Genomic DNA, 18,774 nt, shown 5'->3' on the forward strand with positions numbered 1-18,774 from the left:
ACCCTGCGGTCTGTACAGGTCACAGGGTTAGACCAGCCAACTCTGCGGCGCCCTGGTCTAACAGTGCCTCAGCAACTCGCACGCCGAGTTCGTAGGCAGCTTCAACGCTCATATCCGACGTTGAATCCTGATGACGCAGGGTGCGCGTACCATTCGGATGCGCGACCAGAGTATCGAGCACCAAAGAACCATCTTGAATTCGCCCGTAAGCGCCTACCGGGGCGGCGCATCCAGCCTCTAAACGACGCAAAAGCGCACGTTCAGCGGTGACCGCCAAACGGGTTTCAAGGTGGTCAACGGCAACCAGAGCCCTCGCCAGTTCACTGGGCTGATCGCCTTCAGCACCGAACTCAGTGGAGCGGGTCTCAAGGGCTAAAGCCCCCTGCCCCGGAGCGGGCAGTACCTTATCGCACGCTAGGTACTCGGTAATCGCGTCCTCTTTGCCCAAACGAATCAAGCCGGACGCAGCCAGCACAACGGCATCGCAGTCGCCGGTAATGGCACCCAGCTTTTTCTCACCGTGCAAACCGTGCGCTGCGATTCCGTGTTCTTCAAGACCTTTCACGCGCGCCAGGCGAGTTCCCACGTTGCCGCGAATATCAACAATCTCAATATCGGGGCGAAGAGCAAGGATCTGCGCGGCACGACGCGGCGAGCCGGTTCCCACGCGAGCACCTTCAGGAAGTTGCTCTAAGGTCAGGCCATCGCGAGCGCACAGGGCGTCGCGAGGGTCTTCCCTCTCGGGAATAGCGGCTACGACCAAGCCTTCAGCGGGCATGGTGGGTAGGTCTTTGAGTGAATGAACCGCAAAGTCGACGGTGCTATCAAGGATGCGCATACGCAAGGTTGCGGCGAACACGCCGGTACCGCCCATTTGCGAGAGCGGGCCGGTGAGCACGTCCCCTTCAGTTTTCACTGTTTTGAGCTCGACGTCGAAGTCCCCGGCTTCTGCAACGAGTGCCCCTGCCATGCCTGACTGGGTGAGAGCCAGCGCTGATCCGCGGGTGCCTAGCAGGTACTTGCTCATGAGCGAGCACCTGCCTGAGCGTCGTCGCCCTGATAGTTAGCGATCACGGGACGGTCGACCTTAGCCCGCGCTGACTTGCAGCAATCGGGGTTGCAGGCATCAAACCAACCGCGGGATCCGCACACGGAATCGCGGTTTTGTTCGAGCTCAGCAGGGTCTTGAGAACTTGCCGTTGAGCTTACGCGTTCGGCAATGAGCTGACGCAAGGACTCGATGTATTCGGGGTGCACACCCGGGGTGGGAGTACGCGTGGCGATGAATCCCAGGTTCTTGCAGGTGTCAAGAGCCTCGGTGTCCAGATCCCACTTGACCTCCATGTGGTCAGAGACAAAGCCCAGAGGCACCAGTACAATACCGTCAACCTCACCCTCAAGCTTTTCAAGGGCATCGTTAACGTCTGGTTCAAGCCAGGGCATGCTGGGCGGGCCTGAACGTGACTGGTAGACCAGCTCCCAATCAACGTTATCCAACAAAGCGGGATCAACCGCTTCTACACCTGCCAGTACAGCGCGAGCAGCCTGAAGGTGCTTCTCTACATAGGCGCTACCGCCTTCGTAGTCTACCCCGCGGGGGCCAGCCTCATTCGCTGCGCTAGTGGGTACCGAGTGTGTGCAGAACATGATGCGAACGCGTCCATTGCCAGCCGCTGTTTTTTCTGCAGAGGCAATGCCGGAACGCACCTCAGTCAGACCGTCCACCAGGCCATCCACAAATGACTTGATAAAACCGGGGGCATCCCAGAACTGACGCACCTTATCGATCTGAAGTTTGCCTTCTAACCCGAGCTTCTCAAGTGCCATACCGTAGTCTTCACGGTACTGACGGCACGATGAGTAGCCAGGGTAAGCGCTAGTTGCCAGCACCAGAATTTTGCGGGCGCCGTCGTCATATGCCTTTTGCACCACGTCGTTGACGTAGGGCTCCCAGTTACGGTTAGCCCAGGTGATAGGCACGTTGGGCCCGCGCGTCTCAAGGGCTTCGCGCAGAGCTGCCAGTAGGGCACGGTTCTGCTCGTTAATCGGTGAGACACCGCCGTTAGCACGGTAGTGAGTAGCGACTTCTTCTAAGCGCTCATCGGGGATCCCGCGTCCTGCGGTGACATTGCGCAAAAAGGGAATCACGTCGTCTTGACCTTCAGGACCGCCAAACGATGACAGAATCACGAGGTCGTAATCCTCAGGTGCCTGTGAACGCGCACGCTCAAGGTTTTCTTCGCCGTGAAAATCCGGTGCGCTGTTCTCATCAAGCACAGCAGGTCCGTTAGACGCGGTGTTGTGAGGGTCAGTGCGGTTGGGTCGAACGTCGTTAGGTACGGTTGCAGTCATTTAGGCAAGTACCTTTGCGACCTCGCCAGCTTCGATGCGGCGACCGGTGTAGAAGGGCAGCTCATCACGAACGTAGAGGCGCGCTTCGGTGTTGCGGAATGAACGCATGAGATCAACGAGCAGAACGAGTTCGGGAGCTTCAAGAGCAATGAGCCACTCGTAGTCGTTCAGGCCGAAGGTTGCGATGGTGTTGGGCAACACCTCGGGGAAGTCGATGCCTTTCATACCGTGATTCTTCATAATCTCGCGGCGCTTTTCGGGGTTGATGGTGTACCAGTCGTATGAACGAACGAAGGGGTAAACGCAGACCCATTTCTCGGGGTCAATACCCTTAGCGAAGGAGGGAGTGTGACCGGCTGAGAATTCAGCATCGCGGTGCACGCCCATTGTTGACCACACAATCTTGGTGCCGAAGAAAGCATCGGTACGGCGGATATCGCGGATTGCTGCCTGAAGTTCCTCAGGCTTTTCGCCGTGAACCCACACCATAACATCAGCGTCATTGCGCATTGCTGAAACATCGTAGAAGCCACGAACGGTGACTCCGCGAGACTTCAAATTTTCGACCACAGCGTTGAGCTCTGCAGTTGCTTCTGCTGAGTTAGCGGTAGCACTCGGTGCGCCTTCGCGGGCAAAAACGGTGTAAAGAGCGTAGTGGAACTGGCTGTCACCCTCCGCTACCTCACCGGGGCGCTGCCCCTGGATCTTGCCGTGAGCGTCCTTGGCGGTGGGCATAGCGGGACGTCCGTGTGCGCTGTGAGAATACGCGGGGTGTGAACCGCCAGCGGTTTCGTGTGCGTGCTCTTCGGGCTTGCCGTGGTGTGCCATGTGAATAATTCCTTTCATTTCACAGCTTGTGCGTGAGTTTGCCGGGCACCGTTTTGCGGTGCAGGGCTAATAGTGTGCCGGTTGTTCTCAACCAGCAAGTCTTTAGTGGTGGTTCAACAGTTCATCGGCGTATGCTTCGATGACAGCGTGAGTGTCTTTGGTAACCGCTACAAGTCCGGTGCCCGAAAGCCATGCTCCAACGGCGCAGACCCCCTCTAGCTGGTCCAGTGACTGTCTAAAGGCAACGATCTTTTCTTTATGACCGGCTTTAGGCGCGGGCATCGCGCCCTGCCAACGCACAACGTCGGCGTCCACCAGTTGTTTGGGAGAGATATTAGTGCCCAGCAGCTTTGAGGCATCGTGCAGTGCCAGCGTAATGAGCTGATCATCGTGCAAGGCTACCTCGCTCAGCGGCGAGTTGGCGTCGCTGGAGCGGCCGTACGACAGGCGGACAACGTGGCGTCCTTCGCCCAGTTTGTCGGCAACCCACTGCCATTTTGCCGATGCGTGGGTTAGGGCTTTTGCGCGAACGTTCGTCACCTGATCTGAAATGAGCAGGCCGGTGCCGCGCGGTGCGCGATCAAGTTCAGGCTTATCAACGACCAGTGAGACCAAAGCAATTTCGGGCCCGGCCTTGATGGAGGGCACCGCGTGTGCGGGAAGGTGCGAGCCCAAAATACGCACAGCGGTGGGACCGTCTGTTGCCATGACGAGATTGGGTGCTGAGATAGCGATAGGACGCGCCCCCACATCCGAGCGGCGCTGGATTAAGGTCCACTCCCCTGTCACGGGATCACGGTCTACAGCAATAACGTTGAACCCCGTCATGATGCGCACGTGCATGCGCTGCAAATCTTGCACCAAAGCCTCAGACAGCTGGTTCATGCCACCCTCGATACCCGCAACGGCAGACCCCGCGGGAGCCGCTTTACGAATGGAGCCCGCCGCTGCAGCCAAAGAACCCAGGCGCAGCATTGCGTCCTTGAGGCCAGGAGTCACAACATCAACATCGAGCTTATCGGGGTGCACCGAGTGAACACCTGAAACTACAGGCGCTACCAGATTATCCAGCACCTGTTGACCCATACGTGCCCGTACCAGCTCACCCAGCGTTTTAGCCTTCGCTCCCACGGATGCTGTCAAAAACTTATCCATGCGAGCGCGAGCAATACCACTGGCGCTCAGGGTAGCTTTCAAGGCGGGATCATCAAAGCTACCGGGAATACCCATCAAACCGGTGCTGGGCGAAGGCTTAGCTCCCGTGGGAAGATACAGCCAGGAACCCAAGCTATTCGGCAACACAATTTTATCTTTGAGCCCCAGCTCCTGTAGCAAATCAGAGACAACCGTAGAGCGCGTTGCAAAAGATTCAGCACCGGCATCCAGCACCATACCCGCAAGCTGGTGGGAGCCCACCGCACCACCTAAGTGCGCTCGCCCCTCAACAACGGTGACTTTAAAGCCCTTGCGTGCCAGCATGCGAGCAGAGAGCAAACCGGCGATGCCGCCACCTACGACGAGCACACTTTGTTCGGTTGATGATGAAGCGGGTGAAACTGCCATGATTCTTACTTCTTTGTGTTCGTATGGATGTATGAAACGAGATCGGTGAGAACCTGAGGGTCGGTGCTCGGCGGTACGCCGTGACCGAGATTAGCGATGTGAGTCGGAGCTGCCTGAGCTGACTCAAGCACCTGGTCGACGTGCGCGAACAGGGCTTCACTTCCCGAGGCAAGCAGCGCGGGGTCGATGTTGCCCTGAAGAGGGATGCCGCCGCCCAGTCGACGGTTAGCTTCGGAGAGGCTCAGTCGGTAGTCAACGCCCATGACGTCGGCGCCAGCCTCATGCATTGCGGGTAGAAGTTCCGCGGTGCCTGTTCCAAAGTGGATGCGGGGAACACCGAATTCTTCGACCATCGACAGCGCGGTTGCTGAGTGCTCCTGCACAAATCGGCGGTAGTCGGCCTCACCTAAAGAACCTGCCCAGGAATCAAAGAGCTGAACTGCTGATGCGCCAGCTTCAATCTGAGCACGCAGGAACTGGCCTGAGGTACGAGCAGCCCACGCGGCTAGTTTTGCCCACGCCTCAGGGTTCGCGTGCATCATGGTGCGCGGTTTGAGGTGATCGCGTGAGGGGCCGCCTTCTACCATGTAGGCCGCGACGGTAAAGGGAGCGCCTGCAAAGCCAATAAGCGGGGTAGACCCAAGCTGCTCGACGGTGTTAGACACAGCTTCGCGGATAACATCAAGAGCAGAGTCTTCAAGTTCAGGTAACTTATCGATATCGCTCATGCTATCGATTGCCACATCAAGCACGGGGCCACGACCGGGCACGATATCAACGTTGACGCCGGCAAGCTTCATCGGTACCACAATGTCCGAGAAGAAAATTCCGGCATCCACCTGGTGACGGCGCACGGGCTGTACCGTAATTTCAGCAGCCAATTCAGGGTTCAGGCAGGAGTCCAGCATCGGAATACCTTCGCGTACCTTACGGTACTCAGGTAGCGAGCGTCCTGCCTGACGCATAAACCACACGGGTGTGTGTGCGGAGGCGCGCCCCGTCAGAGCTTGCAACATTGCGGAATCCGCGGTGTTCGCCGCGCGCAGTGGATGCTGCGGTGAAAGCAGTGAGAGATGTGCATCCGTCAGTAGCGGACGCTGGTTTAAAGAATTAGGCATATTCACCATTGTGCCAATTAATGAGCTGAAGTTTGCAGACACAGTGTCACCGAAAGTACCGGCATGGCGTTTTGTCCCCTGCCTCGCAGGTTTTCGGACCCTTCATACATGCGTCCTGACAAAAATTTAGGTAATGCTTCAGACGCTCTTATCTCACAAATTAACGGCACTTTCATCATCAATGTCTTATGCTTACAAAGGGCGAATCACCTCAGGGACAAGCAGTGCACTCGCCCGTTGCTCTTTTTGCAAACGGTCTTAAAGACTTCTCTCGGTGACAATCGGGCGGCAAAAACAACGGGCGGCAAACTGGCTGGGTCTGGCATGAATCGTCCTGGGAGCGAAGCGAACCGGGAGAGAAGGACTGTTTGCCGCCGCTGTGTTTGCGAAGGACTTTACACTCCCGATAAATCGATCCCTAGCATCTACATACGATAGCTACCCGCAGAGCACGTAAGAATCCCCTTATTCCTTCACTATTTTTAGCAATCTGCACCCCACCTCGCTCCCTCTTATGGGTACAGCATTCCCTGTATTAGCTATCTAATAGGGCAGAACCCAAAATATTTGATACTGTTGATGAGTTCTCGAAATAAGAACCTAAATTTTCATGACAATATTTACCCTTGTAGCATCGCACCAGTCAGTTGACTTAGAAACCGTTGCCCAGTTGAGCAACGGTGTTATTGGTCTACCTGAATATTTGCGTGAAGAAAATATTGATGGATCTGTGGTCTTATCAACGTGCAACCGTCTTGAACTTTACGTTGAGGTAACCACCCCACCTTCTTCAACCGAGCAATTTATTGCTACTCAGGTAGCAACTATCAGCGAAAAGATATTTGATTATATTGCTCGCACGTCATCGCTTTCTTTGTCGGTTGTAGCTACCAGCTTTGAAACATTTATCGATGACAGAGCCGCGCACCACCTCTTTACGGTGGCATCCGGCCTGGAATCGGCTGTTGTCGGTGAGCGCGAAATTACCGGTCAGGTACGACGCGCTATTTCAACCGCTCAAGACGATGGCTACGCTACGGGTAATCTGGTACGACTTTTCGACAGGGGCGCGCACACCGCTCGTCAGGTGGGTCAGCAAACTGCCCTGGGTTCACGTGGACGCTCGGTTGTCTCCGTGGCTCTTGATTTGGCTGACGAAGTTTCTGACAGCGATTGGGCACACCGCACCGCTCTGGTCTTCGGCACCGGTGCATACGCGGGCGCCACGATGGCAGCTCTACGCGATCGAGGATGCACCGAAATTTATGTGTATTCCCGTTCAAACCGCGCAGAAACGTTCACCGAAAAACGCGGCGGCTCCCCTGTTCCTCTTGATCAGCTACATCCGGCCATGGAAAAAGCTGATGTCATCATTGGTTGCTCGGGAGGTTCCACTCCCCTGCACCCCAACGAAATTCCTGCGGGCAAGCGCGTCATTCTAGACCTTGCCCTCACCCGAGATTTTGATCCCGCTGTGGCTGACATGCCAGAGATAGACCTCATCACCCTGGAGTCTGTCCGATTGGCTGCCCCCGAGGAAACAGCGGAATCAGTAGAAACGGCACGCACCATCGTTAACGCCGCCAGCGCAGACTTTGCGCAAAAAGAAAAGGCGAGAAACGTGGATGCTGCTATCGTTGCTCTCCGAGCACACACAATGTCTGTTCTTGAAACCGAACTGCAAAAAGTTCGCGGTCAGTTTGGTTGCGGCGCCGCCGCAGAACAGGTGGAGTTTGCAATGCGTCGCATGGTGAAGTCTTTGCTTCACACCCCAACAGTACGCGCGCGTGAGCTAGCTCAAGAAGGTCGCACAGCAGATTATATTGCTGCACTCGATGCTCTCTACGGCATTGATGTTCAGCAGCCCCAAGTCTCTGAGCAGAAGCGTAACGCTTCTTAGCGACTTCGTTGGTAGGACGTTAAACAAACCCCCGCTGTGTAACGAATTCCTGCTGATCTTGCATGTATTTACATCTAGACCAGGATATTAAAAATGGCTGAAGCAAAAACTCGTAAACCGCGCCGCACTTCTTCTAAGGAAGGTAGCGGCACCGTTCGTCTACCTAAGGCACTTCGCCGCAAGCAGTTGCTTGCTAGCGCTCTTCGTGTGTTCTCGTCGCAGGGCTACCATGTGACCACTATGGAACATGTGGCAGAAGAAGCTCAGGTTTCAAAGCCCGTGCTGTACCAGCATTTCACCGGCAAACAGGATCTTTATCTGGCGGTTTTGGATGAGCAGATTTCAGATTTTGTTTCTGCTGTGACATCTCCGCTGTATGAAACCGAAGTGAACCGTGACCGTGTTGAGGGCATGCTGGTGGCTTTCTTCGACTTCACTCGTTCAAATCCTCAGGGCTACCGTCTGATTTTTGAGTCAGATGTGCACGGTGATCTCATGGTTCAAGACCGCGTCGAAGAACTGTACCGCTCCATTGCGCAGCATATTGCAGATATTCTCGGACCGAATGCCGGTCTTGCGCAGGAACAGGCGATTCTGCTCTCCCGCACTCTCTCGGGCATGGCGCTGAGTGCTACCCAGCACGCGTTGCAAAGCGGCATGAGCCCCGCCGAACTTGATCAGGTTGGCAAACTCGTGTTCAAGCTTGCCTGGGGTGGCGTCTCAATTATTGACGAAGACTGGATGTAAAAGTTTTTCTGTTCTCTGTTAGAGATGCGGCGATACACCGCCGAACCGATAACTGTAGACTGATTCACAGTGTACGTTGTCTCTCGACATCCAATACATCAGAAAGGTACACTTCCGATGGATATCAAAATTGGCGTTCAGCACGTTCAGCGTGAAATTGTTATTGAAAGCCAAGAGTCTTCAGAGACCATCAAGGCTCAGGTAGCTCAGACACTTTCAGAAGGCGGCGTCCTTGAACTGACCGACAGCAAGGGTTCAGTGACTCTGGTTCCTGCGGCTCAGATTGGTTACGTTGAGCTCGGCGCTGAGAACAAGCGTCGTATTGGCTTCGGCTTCGCTGAATAGAATTTCACATATTCGGTTTTAAACCGGTGGTGAGCGTCAATAGTTTTACGCTCACCACCGGTTTTTGTCTACTTTTCAGCGTGATTTTTACCGGGGTTTTGGCTCTTTGTTCGGTGAAACGTATAGACTAGTGAAGTCTCTTGATGTGGTTGCCCGGTCGTTTCTAAGATTATTTACACCAAAGACATTTTGATGTGTTCGCTCATAACGAGCCCATCACGCATTTTCCGCGATCGGCTTCCTCGTATGTATTGTGCGCTGTAGAGCGCTATTTATCATTTCTAAGGAATTTCGACGTGTCGGAAGAAAATAAGACTTTTGTTGATTACGGGGTGCGCGAAGATATCGCCGCTGCCCTCGCTGAAAAGGGCATTACTACCCCTTTTCCTATTCAGGCGCTGACTTTGCCTGTTGCACTGGATGGTCATGACATTATTGGTCAGGCTAAGACCGGTACCGGTAAGACTCTGGGTTTCGGTCTTCCCGCTATCCAGCGTGTTGTAGGACGCGATGATGAAAGCTGGGCAAAGCTAAAGTCTCCGGGTGCTCCTCAGGCTTTGATTGTGGTGCCTACCCGTGAGCTGTGTGTTCAGGTGGGTGCTGATCTGAAGGCAGCTGCTAAGCAGCGTAACGCTCGTATTGAGACTCTCTACGGCGGTACTCCCTACGATCCGCAGGTCAAAGCTCTTGAAAAGGGCGTTGAAATTATTGTGGGCACGCCCGGCCGGTTGATTGATTTGCACCGTCAGCACCATTTGAACCTGTCTCAGGTGAAGATTGTGGTTCTTGATGAAGCCGACGAAATGCTTGACTTGGGCTTTTTGCCCGATGTTGAAAAGCTGTTGGCGGCTTTGCCTGAGGTACGCCAAACGATGCTGTTCTCGGCAACTATGCCCAGCCCGGTACTCACCATGTCGCGCCGTTATATGAATAAGCCCATGCACATTCGTGCAGAAGCACCCGGCGACGATTCAAAGACCAAGGCTTCTATCCGTCAGGTCATCTACCGCGCGCATCCTTTGGATAAAGATGAAATGGTGGGGCGTATTTTGCGTGCAGAAGGACGCGGGCGCACCATCATCTTCACCAAAACTAAGCGCAGTGCGGCAAAGCTGTCTGAAGAGCTCATTAATCGCGGTTTCGCGGCTGCTGCTTTGCACGGCGATTTGAATCAGAGTGCGCGTGAAAAGGCGCTGAAGGCTTTCCGCGATTCTAAGATTGATATTTTGGTAGCTACGGATGTGGCTGCCCGCGGTATCGACGTTGACGACGTCACCCACGTCATCAACTACCAGATGCCTGAGGACGAAAAAACCTACACGCACCGCATCGGCCGTACCGGTCGCGCTGCGAACAAGGGTACCGCAGTAACCTTCGTTGATTGGGAAGACGTACCGCGCTGGAAGTTCATCAACCAGGAACTTGAGCTCAATGTTCCTGAGCCGGTTGAGACCTATTCTTCATCTCCTCATCTGTTCACTGACCTGGATATTCCCAAGGGCACCAAGGGTAAGTTGCCTCAGGAAGAGCAGACGCTCGAAGGCATTGGATCACAGCGTAAAGACATCGAAGGACGCGGCGGACGCGATTCCAACCGTGATTCACGCTCGGGTGGTCGTACAGGCGGTCGCGGTTCACGCGATAAGAGCTCACGTTCAAGCGAGCGTCCCTCTCGCAACCGTCGTCGCACCCGTTCAGGCGAAAACGGTGACAACACCCAGACATCTGAGCACCGCGAGAGTGCTGAGCACAAGTCTTCATCATCAGCTTCTTCGCGTCGTCGCACTCGCGGTGGGGAGGGCAAGCCTGAACGTACCAAGTCTGTAGAGAAAACTGAAAACGGTGCCCGCCGACGCCGTCGCCGCCGTAAGCCTGCCACCGAGACCGAATAGGATTCGTTGTTGACTCGTTTCGATGTTGATGGCCACTGCATGGTGGTTCAAGCTGACAACTTGGCGTACCTCGCCGAGCTTCCAGACGCGTCCTTCACCATGATTTATATTGACCCGCCGTTTAATACCGGTAAGGTTCAGACCCGTCGCACCCTCACCACTAAACCTGTAGAAGAGGGTGAGGGCGACCGGGTTGGTTTCGCGGGAAAATCGTATTCTTCGGTGCTCGCTCAGCTGTCGAGTTATTCAGATACTTTTGAGGATTACTGGGCTTTTTTGGAGCCGCGTATTCGTGAGGCTCATCGTCTGTTGGCAGAAGATGGAACCCTGTATCTTCACCTTGATTGGCGAGAAGTGCACTACGCAAAGGTCATGTGCGACATGATTTTTGGACGCGAGTGCTTTTTGAACGAGATCGTGTGGGCCTATGACTTTGGTGCTAAGTCGACTAAACGTTGGCCGACCAAGCACGACAATATCTTGGTCTACGTGAAGAATCCCGATCAGTATTATTTCAATACCGATGAGGTAGACCGTGAGCCGTACATGGCTCCGGGCCTGGTCACGGCTGAAAAAGCTGCTCGTGGAAAGCTACCTACTGACGTGTGGTGGCATACGATTGTCTCCCCCACCGGTAAAGAAAAGACGGGTTATCCGACTCAGAAGCCGCTGGGCCTGTTGCGCCGTATGATTGCAGCTTCTACTCGTGAGGGCGATTGGGTACTAGATTTCTTTGCCGGTTCTGGCACCACTGGTGCAGCGGCAGCAGAGCTGGGACGACGTTTTGTGTGTATCGATCAGAACCCGCCCGCTATCAAGGTCATGAAAAAACGGTTGAATACCGTGGGAGTGCGTAAAGCGAAGCTCCTCACCGAGATGGGTGAGAACGTCAGTGCGGTCTATGACAAGCACAAGTCTGCTCGCGCTATTGAAAAACGCATCGAAGCCGAGACTGCTGTTCTTGAAGCCCGACGCAAAGAACGGGCTGAACGCAAGCGAGCCAAACAGCAACGGTTAGCTGAACAAGCTCTGGAAAAACTACCTTTGTCTCAGAAAAGTTAGTAACCGTAGTACGGTAAAATGGTTAATGGTCTGGCGAAATTTATAGGATTCCGCCAGACCATTGTTATTAACGATCTAAGAATTTACCTCGCGTCTATTACGTGTCGACAGCTCGCGTATTCTCTGAATTGCCTGCGCATTCGTCGTGTTCTCACCCAAGACATTGGGTTTACCGGTTCCGTGGTAATCAGAAGAACCAGTCACCAACAAATCATGCTGACGCGCGATCTCCAGCAACACGTTTCGATCTTCCGGAGAATTATCGCGATGATAGATTTCCAGTCCGGCAAGACCCGCATCAATCATTTCTTCAATGAGCTCTACAGATGCAACTTTTCCACGAGATCGGGCCCTGGGGTGGGCCATCACCGGAACTCCCCCGGCATCGCGCACTAAACGCACCGCGTCCACCGGGTGCACTGCGTAATGAGGAACATAGTAGCCGCCGTGAGGAGTCAGTAAAGAAGCAAAGGCATCGGATCGAGTAGCAACAACACCTGCTTCGACCAGGGCATCGGCAATATGCGGACGCCCCACGGTCGCGCCTTCCCCCACCCATTGTTGAACAGATTCCCACGTGATGGGGTAATCACGGCTAATCAGCTCCACCATTTTCTGCGCACGGGTGATCCTAGAATCGCGGGCTTTAGCGATTTCAGCCACCAGCGCCTCATTGCGCGGGTCGTGACAGTACGACAACAGATGCACACTTAGCCCGGCCGTTGCACACGAGACCTCCATCCCCGGCAAGAAATCCAGTTCAAGCTCACCAGCAAGCTCTTGGGCGCGAGCCCACCCCACCGTGGTGTCATGGTCGGTCAATGCAAAGCCTGTGAGCCCCGTAGCCGCAACCTCGCGGACAAGCTCATCCACGGTTTGTGTGCCATCCGATAGCACAGAATGCAGGTGAAGATCGTATGCCATAGCTCCACTTTAGCCAATCAGAGGAGTTTATGGTGGGCGCGCATCCGGTGAGGCACATAAAGCCAGTGAACGTTGGGCGTAGCTAGCACAGTCGCGCCCAAGGTCGTACAGTGGAGAGCATGACTGAAGAAACTACCCCTCAAAATATTGAAGAACGCGTCAATAACCGTTCGCAACCTCCTACATCGCAGGCTTTCAAAGATTTCATGGCATCAAACTGGGCGCCTGCCGATTCAACCCTGCCCGAACGCGCAGAGGTTGCAGATTTTGCGGCGAAGCGTCGCGCTGCTCTTTCCCAGCGTTTTGCAGGTGAGCGTCTGGTGATTCCTGCCGGCCCGCTCAAGGTTCGTTCTAACGACACCGACTACCGTTTTCGCCCGCACTCAGCATTCGCGCACCTCACTGGTTTAGGTGTAGACCATGAGCCCGACGCCGTACTCGTGCTGGATCCCGTTGACGAGGGAACAGGCGATAACGGCTCGCATCACAAGGCAACCCTGTACTTTACACCGCTGGCAGGACGCGAAAGCGAAAAGTTTTATGCTGACCCCCGCTACGGCGAATTCTGGATTGGTCCGCGCCCCACGCTTGCCGGCATCGAAGCTGAATACGGCATCAAAACCGCTGATTTAGCTGAACTCGAAGTCGCTGTCACCAAGAACGCAGGCAACGAGGCTCTAGGCGGCCTTCGCATCCGCCTGGTCCGCAACGTGGATCTCAACGTCGATGCCCTTATTGATACTTCGCGTTACAACACCGGCGTAGATTTGGAACAGTCCGACAATCTCGACGGTGAGCTCACCGAAGCACTGAGCGAAATCCGTCTGGTTAAGGACGAGGTTGAGCTTGCAAACCTGCGCCGCTCCGTCGCATCCACCATTGCTGGTTTTGAAAAGATTGTGGAGTCATTCCCCCGGGCAACCGCGCACCGCCGCGGCGAGCGCATCGTTGAAGGCGCATTTTTTGCGCAGGCACGTGCAGAGGGAAACGACTTGGGCTATGACACCATTGCGGCTTGCGGTAATAACGCAACGATTCTGCACTGGATTCATAACACCGGCACTGTCGATGAGGGCAAGTTGATTCTGGTGGATGCCGGTGTTGAGGATGATTCGCTTTACACCGCCGATATCACCCGAACTTTGCCTGTCAACGGTAAGTATTCAGAGGTTCAGGCGAAGGTTTATAACGCTGTTCTTGAGGCTGCGGATGCGGCCTTCAAGGTGGCAGTGCCGGGCAATAAGTTCCGCGATGTTCACCAGGCCGCTATGGAAGTTCTGGCGGCTCGCCTTGAAGAGTGGGATCTGTTGCCTGTCTCTGCTGAGGTTTCTTTGTCTGAGCAGGGCGGTCAGCATCGCCGCTGGATGCCTCACGGTACCTCGCATCATCTCGGCTTGGATGTGCATGACTGTGCACAGGCTAAGCGAGAGCTCTACATCGATGGTGTGATTGAACCCGGCATGGTTTTCACCATTGAGCCCGGTTTGTACTTCAAGGAAGAAGATCTCGGCATTCCTGAAGAATATCGCGGCATCGGCGTGCGTATTGAGGACGATGTTCTGATTACTGAAGACGGCAATGAGAACCTCTCGGCTGCGCTACCTCGCACCGTTGAGGATGTTGAGGCGTGGATGGCTGACATCCTCAAATAACCTGCGGTAGGTTCGCCTTATATAAAGGTGGCGTCCTTTCCTTGAACTGGAAAGGACGCCACCTTTATCTATGAGTGGAAAGTCTTAGTTTTGATTTTCCTCGGGCTTGCGAATAGTTGCCTCGTATTCTGCGGGGTCTTCTATACGCTTACCGTACTTTTGCAAAGGCTTTTCATTGCGTACAGCTTCAACAGCGGGGTTTGTTTCGGGTGAAGTCGGTGCCTGACGAATCATTGCCTCGTATTCTGCGGGGTTATTCACGCGTAAACCGAACTTAGAGGCGCTGCCTTCTTGCGCTGTGGGAGGGGCGAATTCGGCGCTCTGGCGAGTTTCTTCGCGAGGCTGGGACTGCTCAGGAGCCACATACGAGCCGTGCTGTTCTGCCGCGTGCTGGTCATTTTGCGGGCTGGCATTCCAGGGTTCAGGCTGGTGATGCGGTGAAGGCTGTGCTGGCGAGTTGGTAGGACGCTGCCACTGAGGATATCCCGGACCATTGGGCTGCTGGTGCGACTGGCTTGGCTGACCCGCAGGGTGATGGGGTGCACCGTAGTTTTGACCGCCGCTGTGTTGCGAGTTGAACTGCTGAGGTGCACCGAATCCGGGCACCCCCAGTACTTGACGTGCCTGGTGCGCAATGGGACCAACCGCCATGAGGTCATAGGAGTCAGCAATCATCTGCGGGCGGGTAACAATGGATCCGCGGCTCTTGTTGCGGGAGACCGATAAAACGCCTGACAGCATCCAAAATGCTATACCCAGCGGAATAGCGGTCAGAGCATTTGCCAAGAATGAAGTATTGGTAACAAGTGCCATAATCACCGAAATGAAACCACCGAAAACAGCACCTGAGACAGCCCCTGAGATTGCGGCTTTAGGGTAGGTCATTTTGCCAGCAATCAACTCAACCTGGCGAATATTGTTTCCCACAATAAAGAGACCTTGCACCGGCACGCCAGCTTCAGACAGGCGAGCTACAGCCTGATTGATCTCATCACGGTTCTTGAAAGTACCGATTTTCTGGCCGTCCGGAATGCTATTTCCATTCAGTGCTACGTTTTCGATGTGAACTTGTTCCATGCCCTCTATTTTTCAGGACTTTTGCTCTTTGTCACAGGAGAAACCTCACGTTATCGCCACCGGTGAAAACAGCGGAGGTTTAACCGGGTGTATTGCCCCACAAACTCTGTAACTCAACTGTATTTTGTGACTGCTTGCCCCTAGTCTTATAGATGTGAGTAGTGCACCAAATAAGATTTTTATTGCCCGCCTTCTAGGCCTCGACGTTTTTGACCCGATGGGCGACCGCCTGGGTCGATTACGCGATGTTGTCGTGCTCAAACGTAATTTTGGTTCGGCAGCGTCCGTCTCTAGTTCTTTGCCTTCTATTGGCAAAGAACCCGTTGTGGTCGGCATCGTTATTGAGGTGCTGGGCAAAAAACGTATTTTTGTGCCAATGACACGCATTACTTCAATTGATTCCACCCAGGTGATTTCGACAGGTCTGGTGAACCTGCGCCGATTTGAACAGCGCGGTTCTGAGGCGCTGGTTGTGGCTGAACTTTTTGATCGTCGCGTCAAAATGACGGACGGTTCTGAAGAGGCAATTATCGAGGACGTAGCGATGGAACAGCGTCGCAACGGTGACTGGATTATTTCTGAGCTCTTTGTTTCTCGAGGCAACGGCCACACCGGTCTGATGCGTCGCCGTAAAGAGTCCATGATTATTGACTGGCACGAGGCAATTGTCTCTACCGACCATGAGCCGCAGGCGGCAACATCCTTCGTGGCTAATCACGAAGATACCCAGGCAGCAGACCTTGCGGACGCTCTGCACGAGATGAATGACAAGCGCATGATTGAAATTGCGCAAGAACTTCAAGACGAGCGTCTGGCAGACGTTATGCAGGAGCTGCCTGAAGACGATCAGGTTGAGATTCTGTCGAACCTTGACGTTGAACGCGCGGCTCAGGTGCTTGAAGAGATGGAACCCGACGATGCTGCCGACCTTCTGAACGAGCTGACGGACAACCAGCGCGAAGAGTTGCTCAAGCTCATGGAGCCCGAAGAGGCAGACGACGTCCGACGCCTTCTGGAATATGAGGAAGGTACTGCTGGTTCACTGATGAACCCAGTCCCCATCATCCTGCCACCCGAGGCTACCGTAGCTGAGGCGCTGGCGCATATTCGTCAAGAAGAAATCTCGCCGGCGATGGCTGCGGCGGTTCTGGTAGCGCGTCCTCCGCTAGAGACACCCACCGGTAAATATTTGGGCATGGTTCACATGCAGCAACTGTTGCGCGTTCCGCCGTCCGTTCAGGTAGGCACGCTCTTGGATAGCTCCATTGAGCCGGTCTCAGATATGTCGTCGATGGAAGAAATCTCCCGTATTTTGGCGACCTACGACCTCACTCTGCTCCCCGTTGTGAACGACGCTAACCGCCTGGTCGGCGCTATTACTATTGACGACGTTCTCGATGCGATTCTGCCAGAGGACTGGCGTACATACGATGACGGAACCCCCATTCGAAAGGTAGGACGCCGCTATGAGTGATAAAAACCGTGACCGTTTCGGTTCGCTGAGCACCCCTCAACAGGCCAAGCGTCCTTCACTTTTGCCTAAGCCAAACCCCGATTCTTTCGGGCGTATGACCGAAGGTTTTGCGCGCTACATGGGTACTCCGCAGTTTTTGCTGTGGATGACTTTGTTCTGTGCCATCTGGATTGGGTGGAACACGCTGGCTCCAGAGAGTATGCAGTTCGATCCGCGCTCTTTGAACTTCACCCTGCTCACGCTCATGCTGTCATTGCAGGCGTCCTACGCTGCGCCGCTGCTACTTTTGGCGCAGAACCGCCAGGATGACCGCGACCGCGTTGTTGCGACCGAAGACCGCAAGCGTGATCAGCAAAATCTGGAGGAGACCGAGTATCTGACCCGCGAAATCGCGTCCTTGCGCATTGCCCTTCGCGAAGTTGCCACCCGCGACTTTGTGCGTAGCGAACTCAAAGACATGCTCGAAGAAATCATGGAAATGCAGCAGCATGAGAAAAATCATGATTCAGCTACGGATGATGATGAGCAGGATTATCAGCGTAAAGACCGCGAGGTCAAGCTCGTCAAAGACCTAGATGAAGACGACGAAACTATCGAAAAGAAGTGATGTCATGAGCGATCACGAATCGCTTGATACCGCGCTGATGCGCGCCCTTGATACCGTTATTGACCCCGAACTGCGTAAGCCCATTACCGCGGTTGGCATGGTGGATTCGGCTACAGTCAGCGAAGGTGTTGCCACCGTGGCGGTTCTGCTGACCATTGAGGGTTGCCCGCTCAAAAACACTATTGAGCAGGATGTACGCGAGGCTGCCCTGACAGTGGACGGCATCGAACAGGTGGATGTTCGTATTGGCTATATGAGCCCCGAGCAGCGAAGCGAGCTCAAAAAACTTTTGGGTCACAGCTCCCGCGCTAATCCTTTTGCCAGCCCCGATTCTTTGACCAAGGTTTATGCGGTGGTGTCGGGCAAAGGCGGCGTTGGCAAGTCCTCAGCAACAGCAAACTTAGCTGCCGCGATGGCATCTGCCGGACTCAAAGTTGGTGTGGTCGATGCCGATGTTCACGGCTTTTCTATTCCAGGCTTGTTGGGCATTACGCAGCCACCCACTAAGTTAGAAGAAATGATTTTGCCGCCGGTTGTGCCGCTGCCAGAGGCTCAGCGTCAGGCCTGGGAAAAAGGACACCCCCACCAAGATCCCGGTTTCATCAAGGTCATCTCCATTGGCATGTTCGTTGAGGGCAACCAACCTATTGCTTGGCGTGGTCCTATGTTGCATCGCGCGCTAGAGCAGTTTCTGACCGATGTGTACTTTGGTGATCTGGATGTTCTGCTTTTGGATTTGCCGCCGGGTACCGGTGATATCGCGATTTCAATGGCTCAGCTTCTGCCCGGCGCTCAGCTGTTATTAGTTTCAACCCCGCAGGTGGCTGCCGTTGATGTTGCCGAACGCGCAGGTACTCTTAGCCTTCAGACAGAACAGAAAGTCGCCGGCATTATCGAAAACATGAGCGCAATGGTAATGCCCGACGGTAGCACCATGGAGGTCTTCGGTTCCGGCGGTGGAGAGGTACTCTCACAGCGTCTTCGTGATGCGTTGGGCTACGAGGTGCCGCTTTTGGGTTCGGTTCCGTTAGATGTTAGCCTGCGCAGCGGAGGGGACGCCGGTGTTCCAGTGGTGTGGAGCGCCCCCGACTCCCCTGCCGGATCAGCTATGCAGACAGTAGCCGACCGCGTCCTTGAACAAAAGCGAGATCTCGCAGGTAAGTCACTTCCGCTGAACTTCTAGCCAATGAGCAACAGATAAAGAGCCGCCCGGAACTTATGTTCCGGGCGGCT

16 protein-coding genes are annotated in these 18,774 nt (G+C 54.6%); 9 read left to right on the top strand and 7 right to left on the bottom strand.

Annotated features, from left to right (window positions below; translation table 11 throughout):
• Positions 1-19: 19 nt before the first annotated feature.
• From hemC to hemE, 5 genes are all read right to left on the bottom strand, one after another.
• Positions 20-1,027 carry a hydroxymethylbilane synthase gene (gene hemC, locus HF984_RS00930; protein WP_168613800.1) on the bottom strand — a complete coding sequence of 336 codons (1,008 nt, stop codon included), beginning with the start codon at positions 1,025-1,027 and terminating at the stop codon, positions 20-22.
• Positions 1,024-2,352, bottom strand: a complete 1,329-nt coding sequence (locus tag HF984_RS00935; RefSeq protein ID WP_168613801.1) for a ferrochelatase — start codon at positions 2,350-2,352, stop codon at positions 1,024-1,026. Before HF984_RS00935 ends, hemC begins: the two co-directional genes overlap by 4 nt.
• Positions 2,353-3,180 (bottom strand): hydrogen peroxide-dependent heme synthase, encoded by an 828-nt coding sequence (gene hemQ / locus HF984_RS00940; RefSeq protein ID WP_247596384.1) that lies wholly within the window; start codon positions 3,178-3,180, stop codon positions 2,353-2,355.
• 102 nt (positions 3,181-3,282) lie between these two features.
• On the bottom strand, positions 3,283-4,743 hold the full coding sequence (hemG, locus tag HF984_RS00945) for a protoporphyrinogen oxidase (protein ID WP_168613802.1): 1,461 nt from the start codon (positions 4,741-4,743) through the stop codon (positions 3,283-3,285).
• 5 nt (positions 4,744-4,748) lie between these two features.
• The gene (gene hemE / locus HF984_RS00950; RefSeq protein WP_228008182.1) at positions 4,749-5,861 is read right to left on the bottom strand and encodes a uroporphyrinogen decarboxylase; all 1,113 of its coding nucleotides are present in this window, start codon (positions 5,859-5,861) and stop codon (positions 4,749-4,751) included.
• A 610-nt stretch (positions 5,862-6,471) separates the two neighbouring features.
• Here hemE and HF984_RS00955 point away from each other — a divergent pair.
• The 5 genes from HF984_RS00955 to HF984_RS00975 all read left to right on the top strand — a co-directional run bounded on the left by HF984_RS00955 (position 6,472) and on the right by HF984_RS00975 (position 11,807).
• Positions 6,472-7,761, top strand: a complete 1,290-nt coding sequence (locus tag HF984_RS00955; RefSeq protein ID WP_168613803.1) for a glutamyl-tRNA reductase — start codon at positions 6,472-6,474, stop codon at positions 7,759-7,761.
• Between the two features lie 93 nt (positions 7,762-7,854).
• The gene (locus tag HF984_RS00960) at positions 7,855-8,508 is read left to right on the top strand and encodes a TetR/AcrR family transcriptional regulator (RefSeq protein WP_168613804.1); all 654 of its coding nucleotides are present in this window, start codon (positions 7,855-7,857) and stop codon (positions 8,506-8,508) included.
• 117 nt (positions 8,509-8,625) lie between these two features.
• Positions 8,626-8,853: a DUF3107 domain-containing protein gene (locus HF984_RS00965; protein WP_168613805.1), complete on the top strand. Its 228-nt coding sequence runs from the start codon at positions 8,626-8,628 to the stop codon at positions 8,851-8,853.
• Positions 8,854-9,149: 296 nt separating this feature from the next.
• Positions 9,150-10,745, top strand: coding sequence for a DEAD/DEAH box helicase (locus HF984_RS00970; protein ID WP_343947418.1), 1,596 nt, complete (start codon positions 9,150-9,152; stop codon positions 10,743-10,745).
• Between the two features lie 39 nt (positions 10,746-10,784).
• Positions 10,785-11,807 (top strand): DNA-methyltransferase, encoded by a 1,023-nt coding sequence (locus HF984_RS00975; RefSeq protein WP_168613854.1) that lies wholly within the window; start codon positions 10,785-10,787, stop codon positions 11,805-11,807.
• A 75-nt stretch (positions 11,808-11,882) separates the two neighbouring features.
• On the opposite strand, the gene HF984_RS00980 is transcribed toward HF984_RS00975, so the two are convergent.
• Positions 11,883-12,731, bottom strand: a complete 849-nt coding sequence (locus tag HF984_RS00980) for a PHP domain-containing protein (RefSeq protein ID WP_168613806.1) — start codon at positions 12,729-12,731, stop codon at positions 11,883-11,885.
• Positions 12,732-12,850: 119 nt separating this feature from the next.
• Between HF984_RS00980 and HF984_RS00985 the strand changes: the two genes are divergently transcribed.
• Complete coding sequence (locus HF984_RS00985) at positions 12,851-14,383, top strand: aminopeptidase P family protein (RefSeq protein WP_168613807.1); 1,533 nt, start codon at positions 12,851-12,853, stop codon at positions 14,381-14,383.
• Positions 14,384-14,467: 84 nt separating this feature from the next.
• On the opposite strand, the gene HF984_RS00990 is transcribed toward HF984_RS00985, so the two are convergent.
• Positions 14,468-15,460, bottom strand: coding sequence for a YflT domain-containing protein (locus HF984_RS00990; RefSeq protein ID WP_168613808.1), 993 nt, complete (start codon positions 15,458-15,460; stop codon positions 14,468-14,470).
• Positions 15,461-15,614: 154 nt separating this feature from the next.
• Between HF984_RS00990 and HF984_RS00995 the strand changes: the two genes are divergently transcribed.
• From HF984_RS00995 to HF984_RS01005, 3 genes are read left to right on the top strand one after another with little or no spacing between them, the layout of a single operon-like run.
• Positions 15,615-16,934, top strand: a complete 1,320-nt coding sequence (locus HF984_RS00995; protein WP_168613809.1) for a magnesium transporter MgtE N-terminal domain-containing protein — start codon at positions 15,615-15,617, stop codon at positions 16,932-16,934.
• Complete coding sequence (locus HF984_RS01000; protein ID WP_168613810.1) at positions 16,927-17,541, top strand: DUF1003 domain-containing protein; 615 nt, start codon at positions 16,927-16,929, stop codon at positions 17,539-17,541. The genes HF984_RS00995 and HF984_RS01000 overlap by 8 nt, the downstream gene beginning before the upstream one ends.
• Before the next feature lie 4 nt (positions 17,542-17,545).
• Positions 17,546-18,724, top strand: coding sequence for a P-loop NTPase (locus tag HF984_RS01005; protein WP_168613811.1), 1,179 nt, complete (start codon positions 17,546-17,548; stop codon positions 18,722-18,724).
• Positions 18,725-18,774: the final 50 nt, after the last annotated feature.

The sequence above is a fragment of the Rothia terrae genome, from assembly GCF_012396615.1.
In the GTDB taxonomy this organism is placed as follows: domain Bacteria; phylum Actinomycetota; class Actinomycetes; order Actinomycetales; family Micrococcaceae; genus Rothia; species Rothia terrae.

What these genes read in the sequence shown, in the direction of transcription:
- HF984_RS00990 (WP_168613808.1), bottom strand. Translation starts at nt 15,460, where the DNA reads ATGGAACAAGTTCACATCGAAAACGTAGCACTGAATGGAAATAGCATT.
- hemG (WP_168613802.1), bottom strand. Translation starts at nt 4,743, where the DNA reads ATGGCAGTTTCACCCGCTTCATCATCAACCGAACAAAGTGTGCTCGTC.
- hemE (WP_228008182.1), bottom strand. Translation starts at nt 5,861, where the DNA reads ATGCCTAATTCTTTAAACCAGCGTCCGCTACTGACGGATGCACATCTC.
- hemC (WP_168613800.1), bottom strand. Translation starts at nt 1,027, where the DNA reads ATGAGCAAGTACCTGCTAGGCACCCGCGGATCAGCGCTGGCTCTCACC.
- HF984_RS00965 (WP_168613805.1), top strand. Translation starts at nt 8,626, where the DNA reads ATGGATATCAAAATTGGCGTTCAGCACGTTCAGCGTGAAATTGTTATT.
- HF984_RS00980 (WP_168613806.1), bottom strand. Translation starts at nt 12,731, where the DNA reads ATGGCATACGATCTTCACCTGCATTCTGTGCTATCGGATGGCACACAA.
- HF984_RS00955 (WP_168613803.1), top strand. Translation starts at nt 6,472, where the DNA reads ATGACAATATTTACCCTTGTAGCATCGCACCAGTCAGTTGACTTAGAA.
- hemQ (WP_247596384.1), bottom strand. Translation starts at nt 3,180, where the DNA reads ATGGCACACCACGGCAAGCCCGAAGAGCACGCACACGAAACCGCTGGC.
- HF984_RS00985 (WP_168613807.1), top strand. Translation starts at nt 12,851, where the DNA reads ATGACTGAAGAAACTACCCCTCAAAATATTGAAGAACGCGTCAATAAC.
- HF984_RS00975 (WP_168613854.1), top strand. Translation starts at nt 10,785, where the DNA reads ATGGTGGTTCAAGCTGACAACTTGGCGTACCTCGCCGAGCTTCCAGAC.
- HF984_RS00935 (WP_168613801.1), bottom strand. Translation starts at nt 2,352, where the DNA reads ATGACTGCAACCGTACCTAACGACGTTCGACCCAACCGCACTGACCCT.
- HF984_RS01000 (WP_168613810.1), top strand. Translation starts at nt 16,927, where the DNA reads ATGAGTGATAAAAACCGTGACCGTTTCGGTTCGCTGAGCACCCCTCAA.
- HF984_RS00960 (WP_168613804.1), top strand. Translation starts at nt 7,855, where the DNA reads ATGGCTGAAGCAAAAACTCGTAAACCGCGCCGCACTTCTTCTAAGGAA.
- HF984_RS01005 (WP_168613811.1), top strand. Translation starts at nt 17,546, where the DNA reads ATGAGCGATCACGAATCGCTTGATACCGCGCTGATGCGCGCCCTTGAT.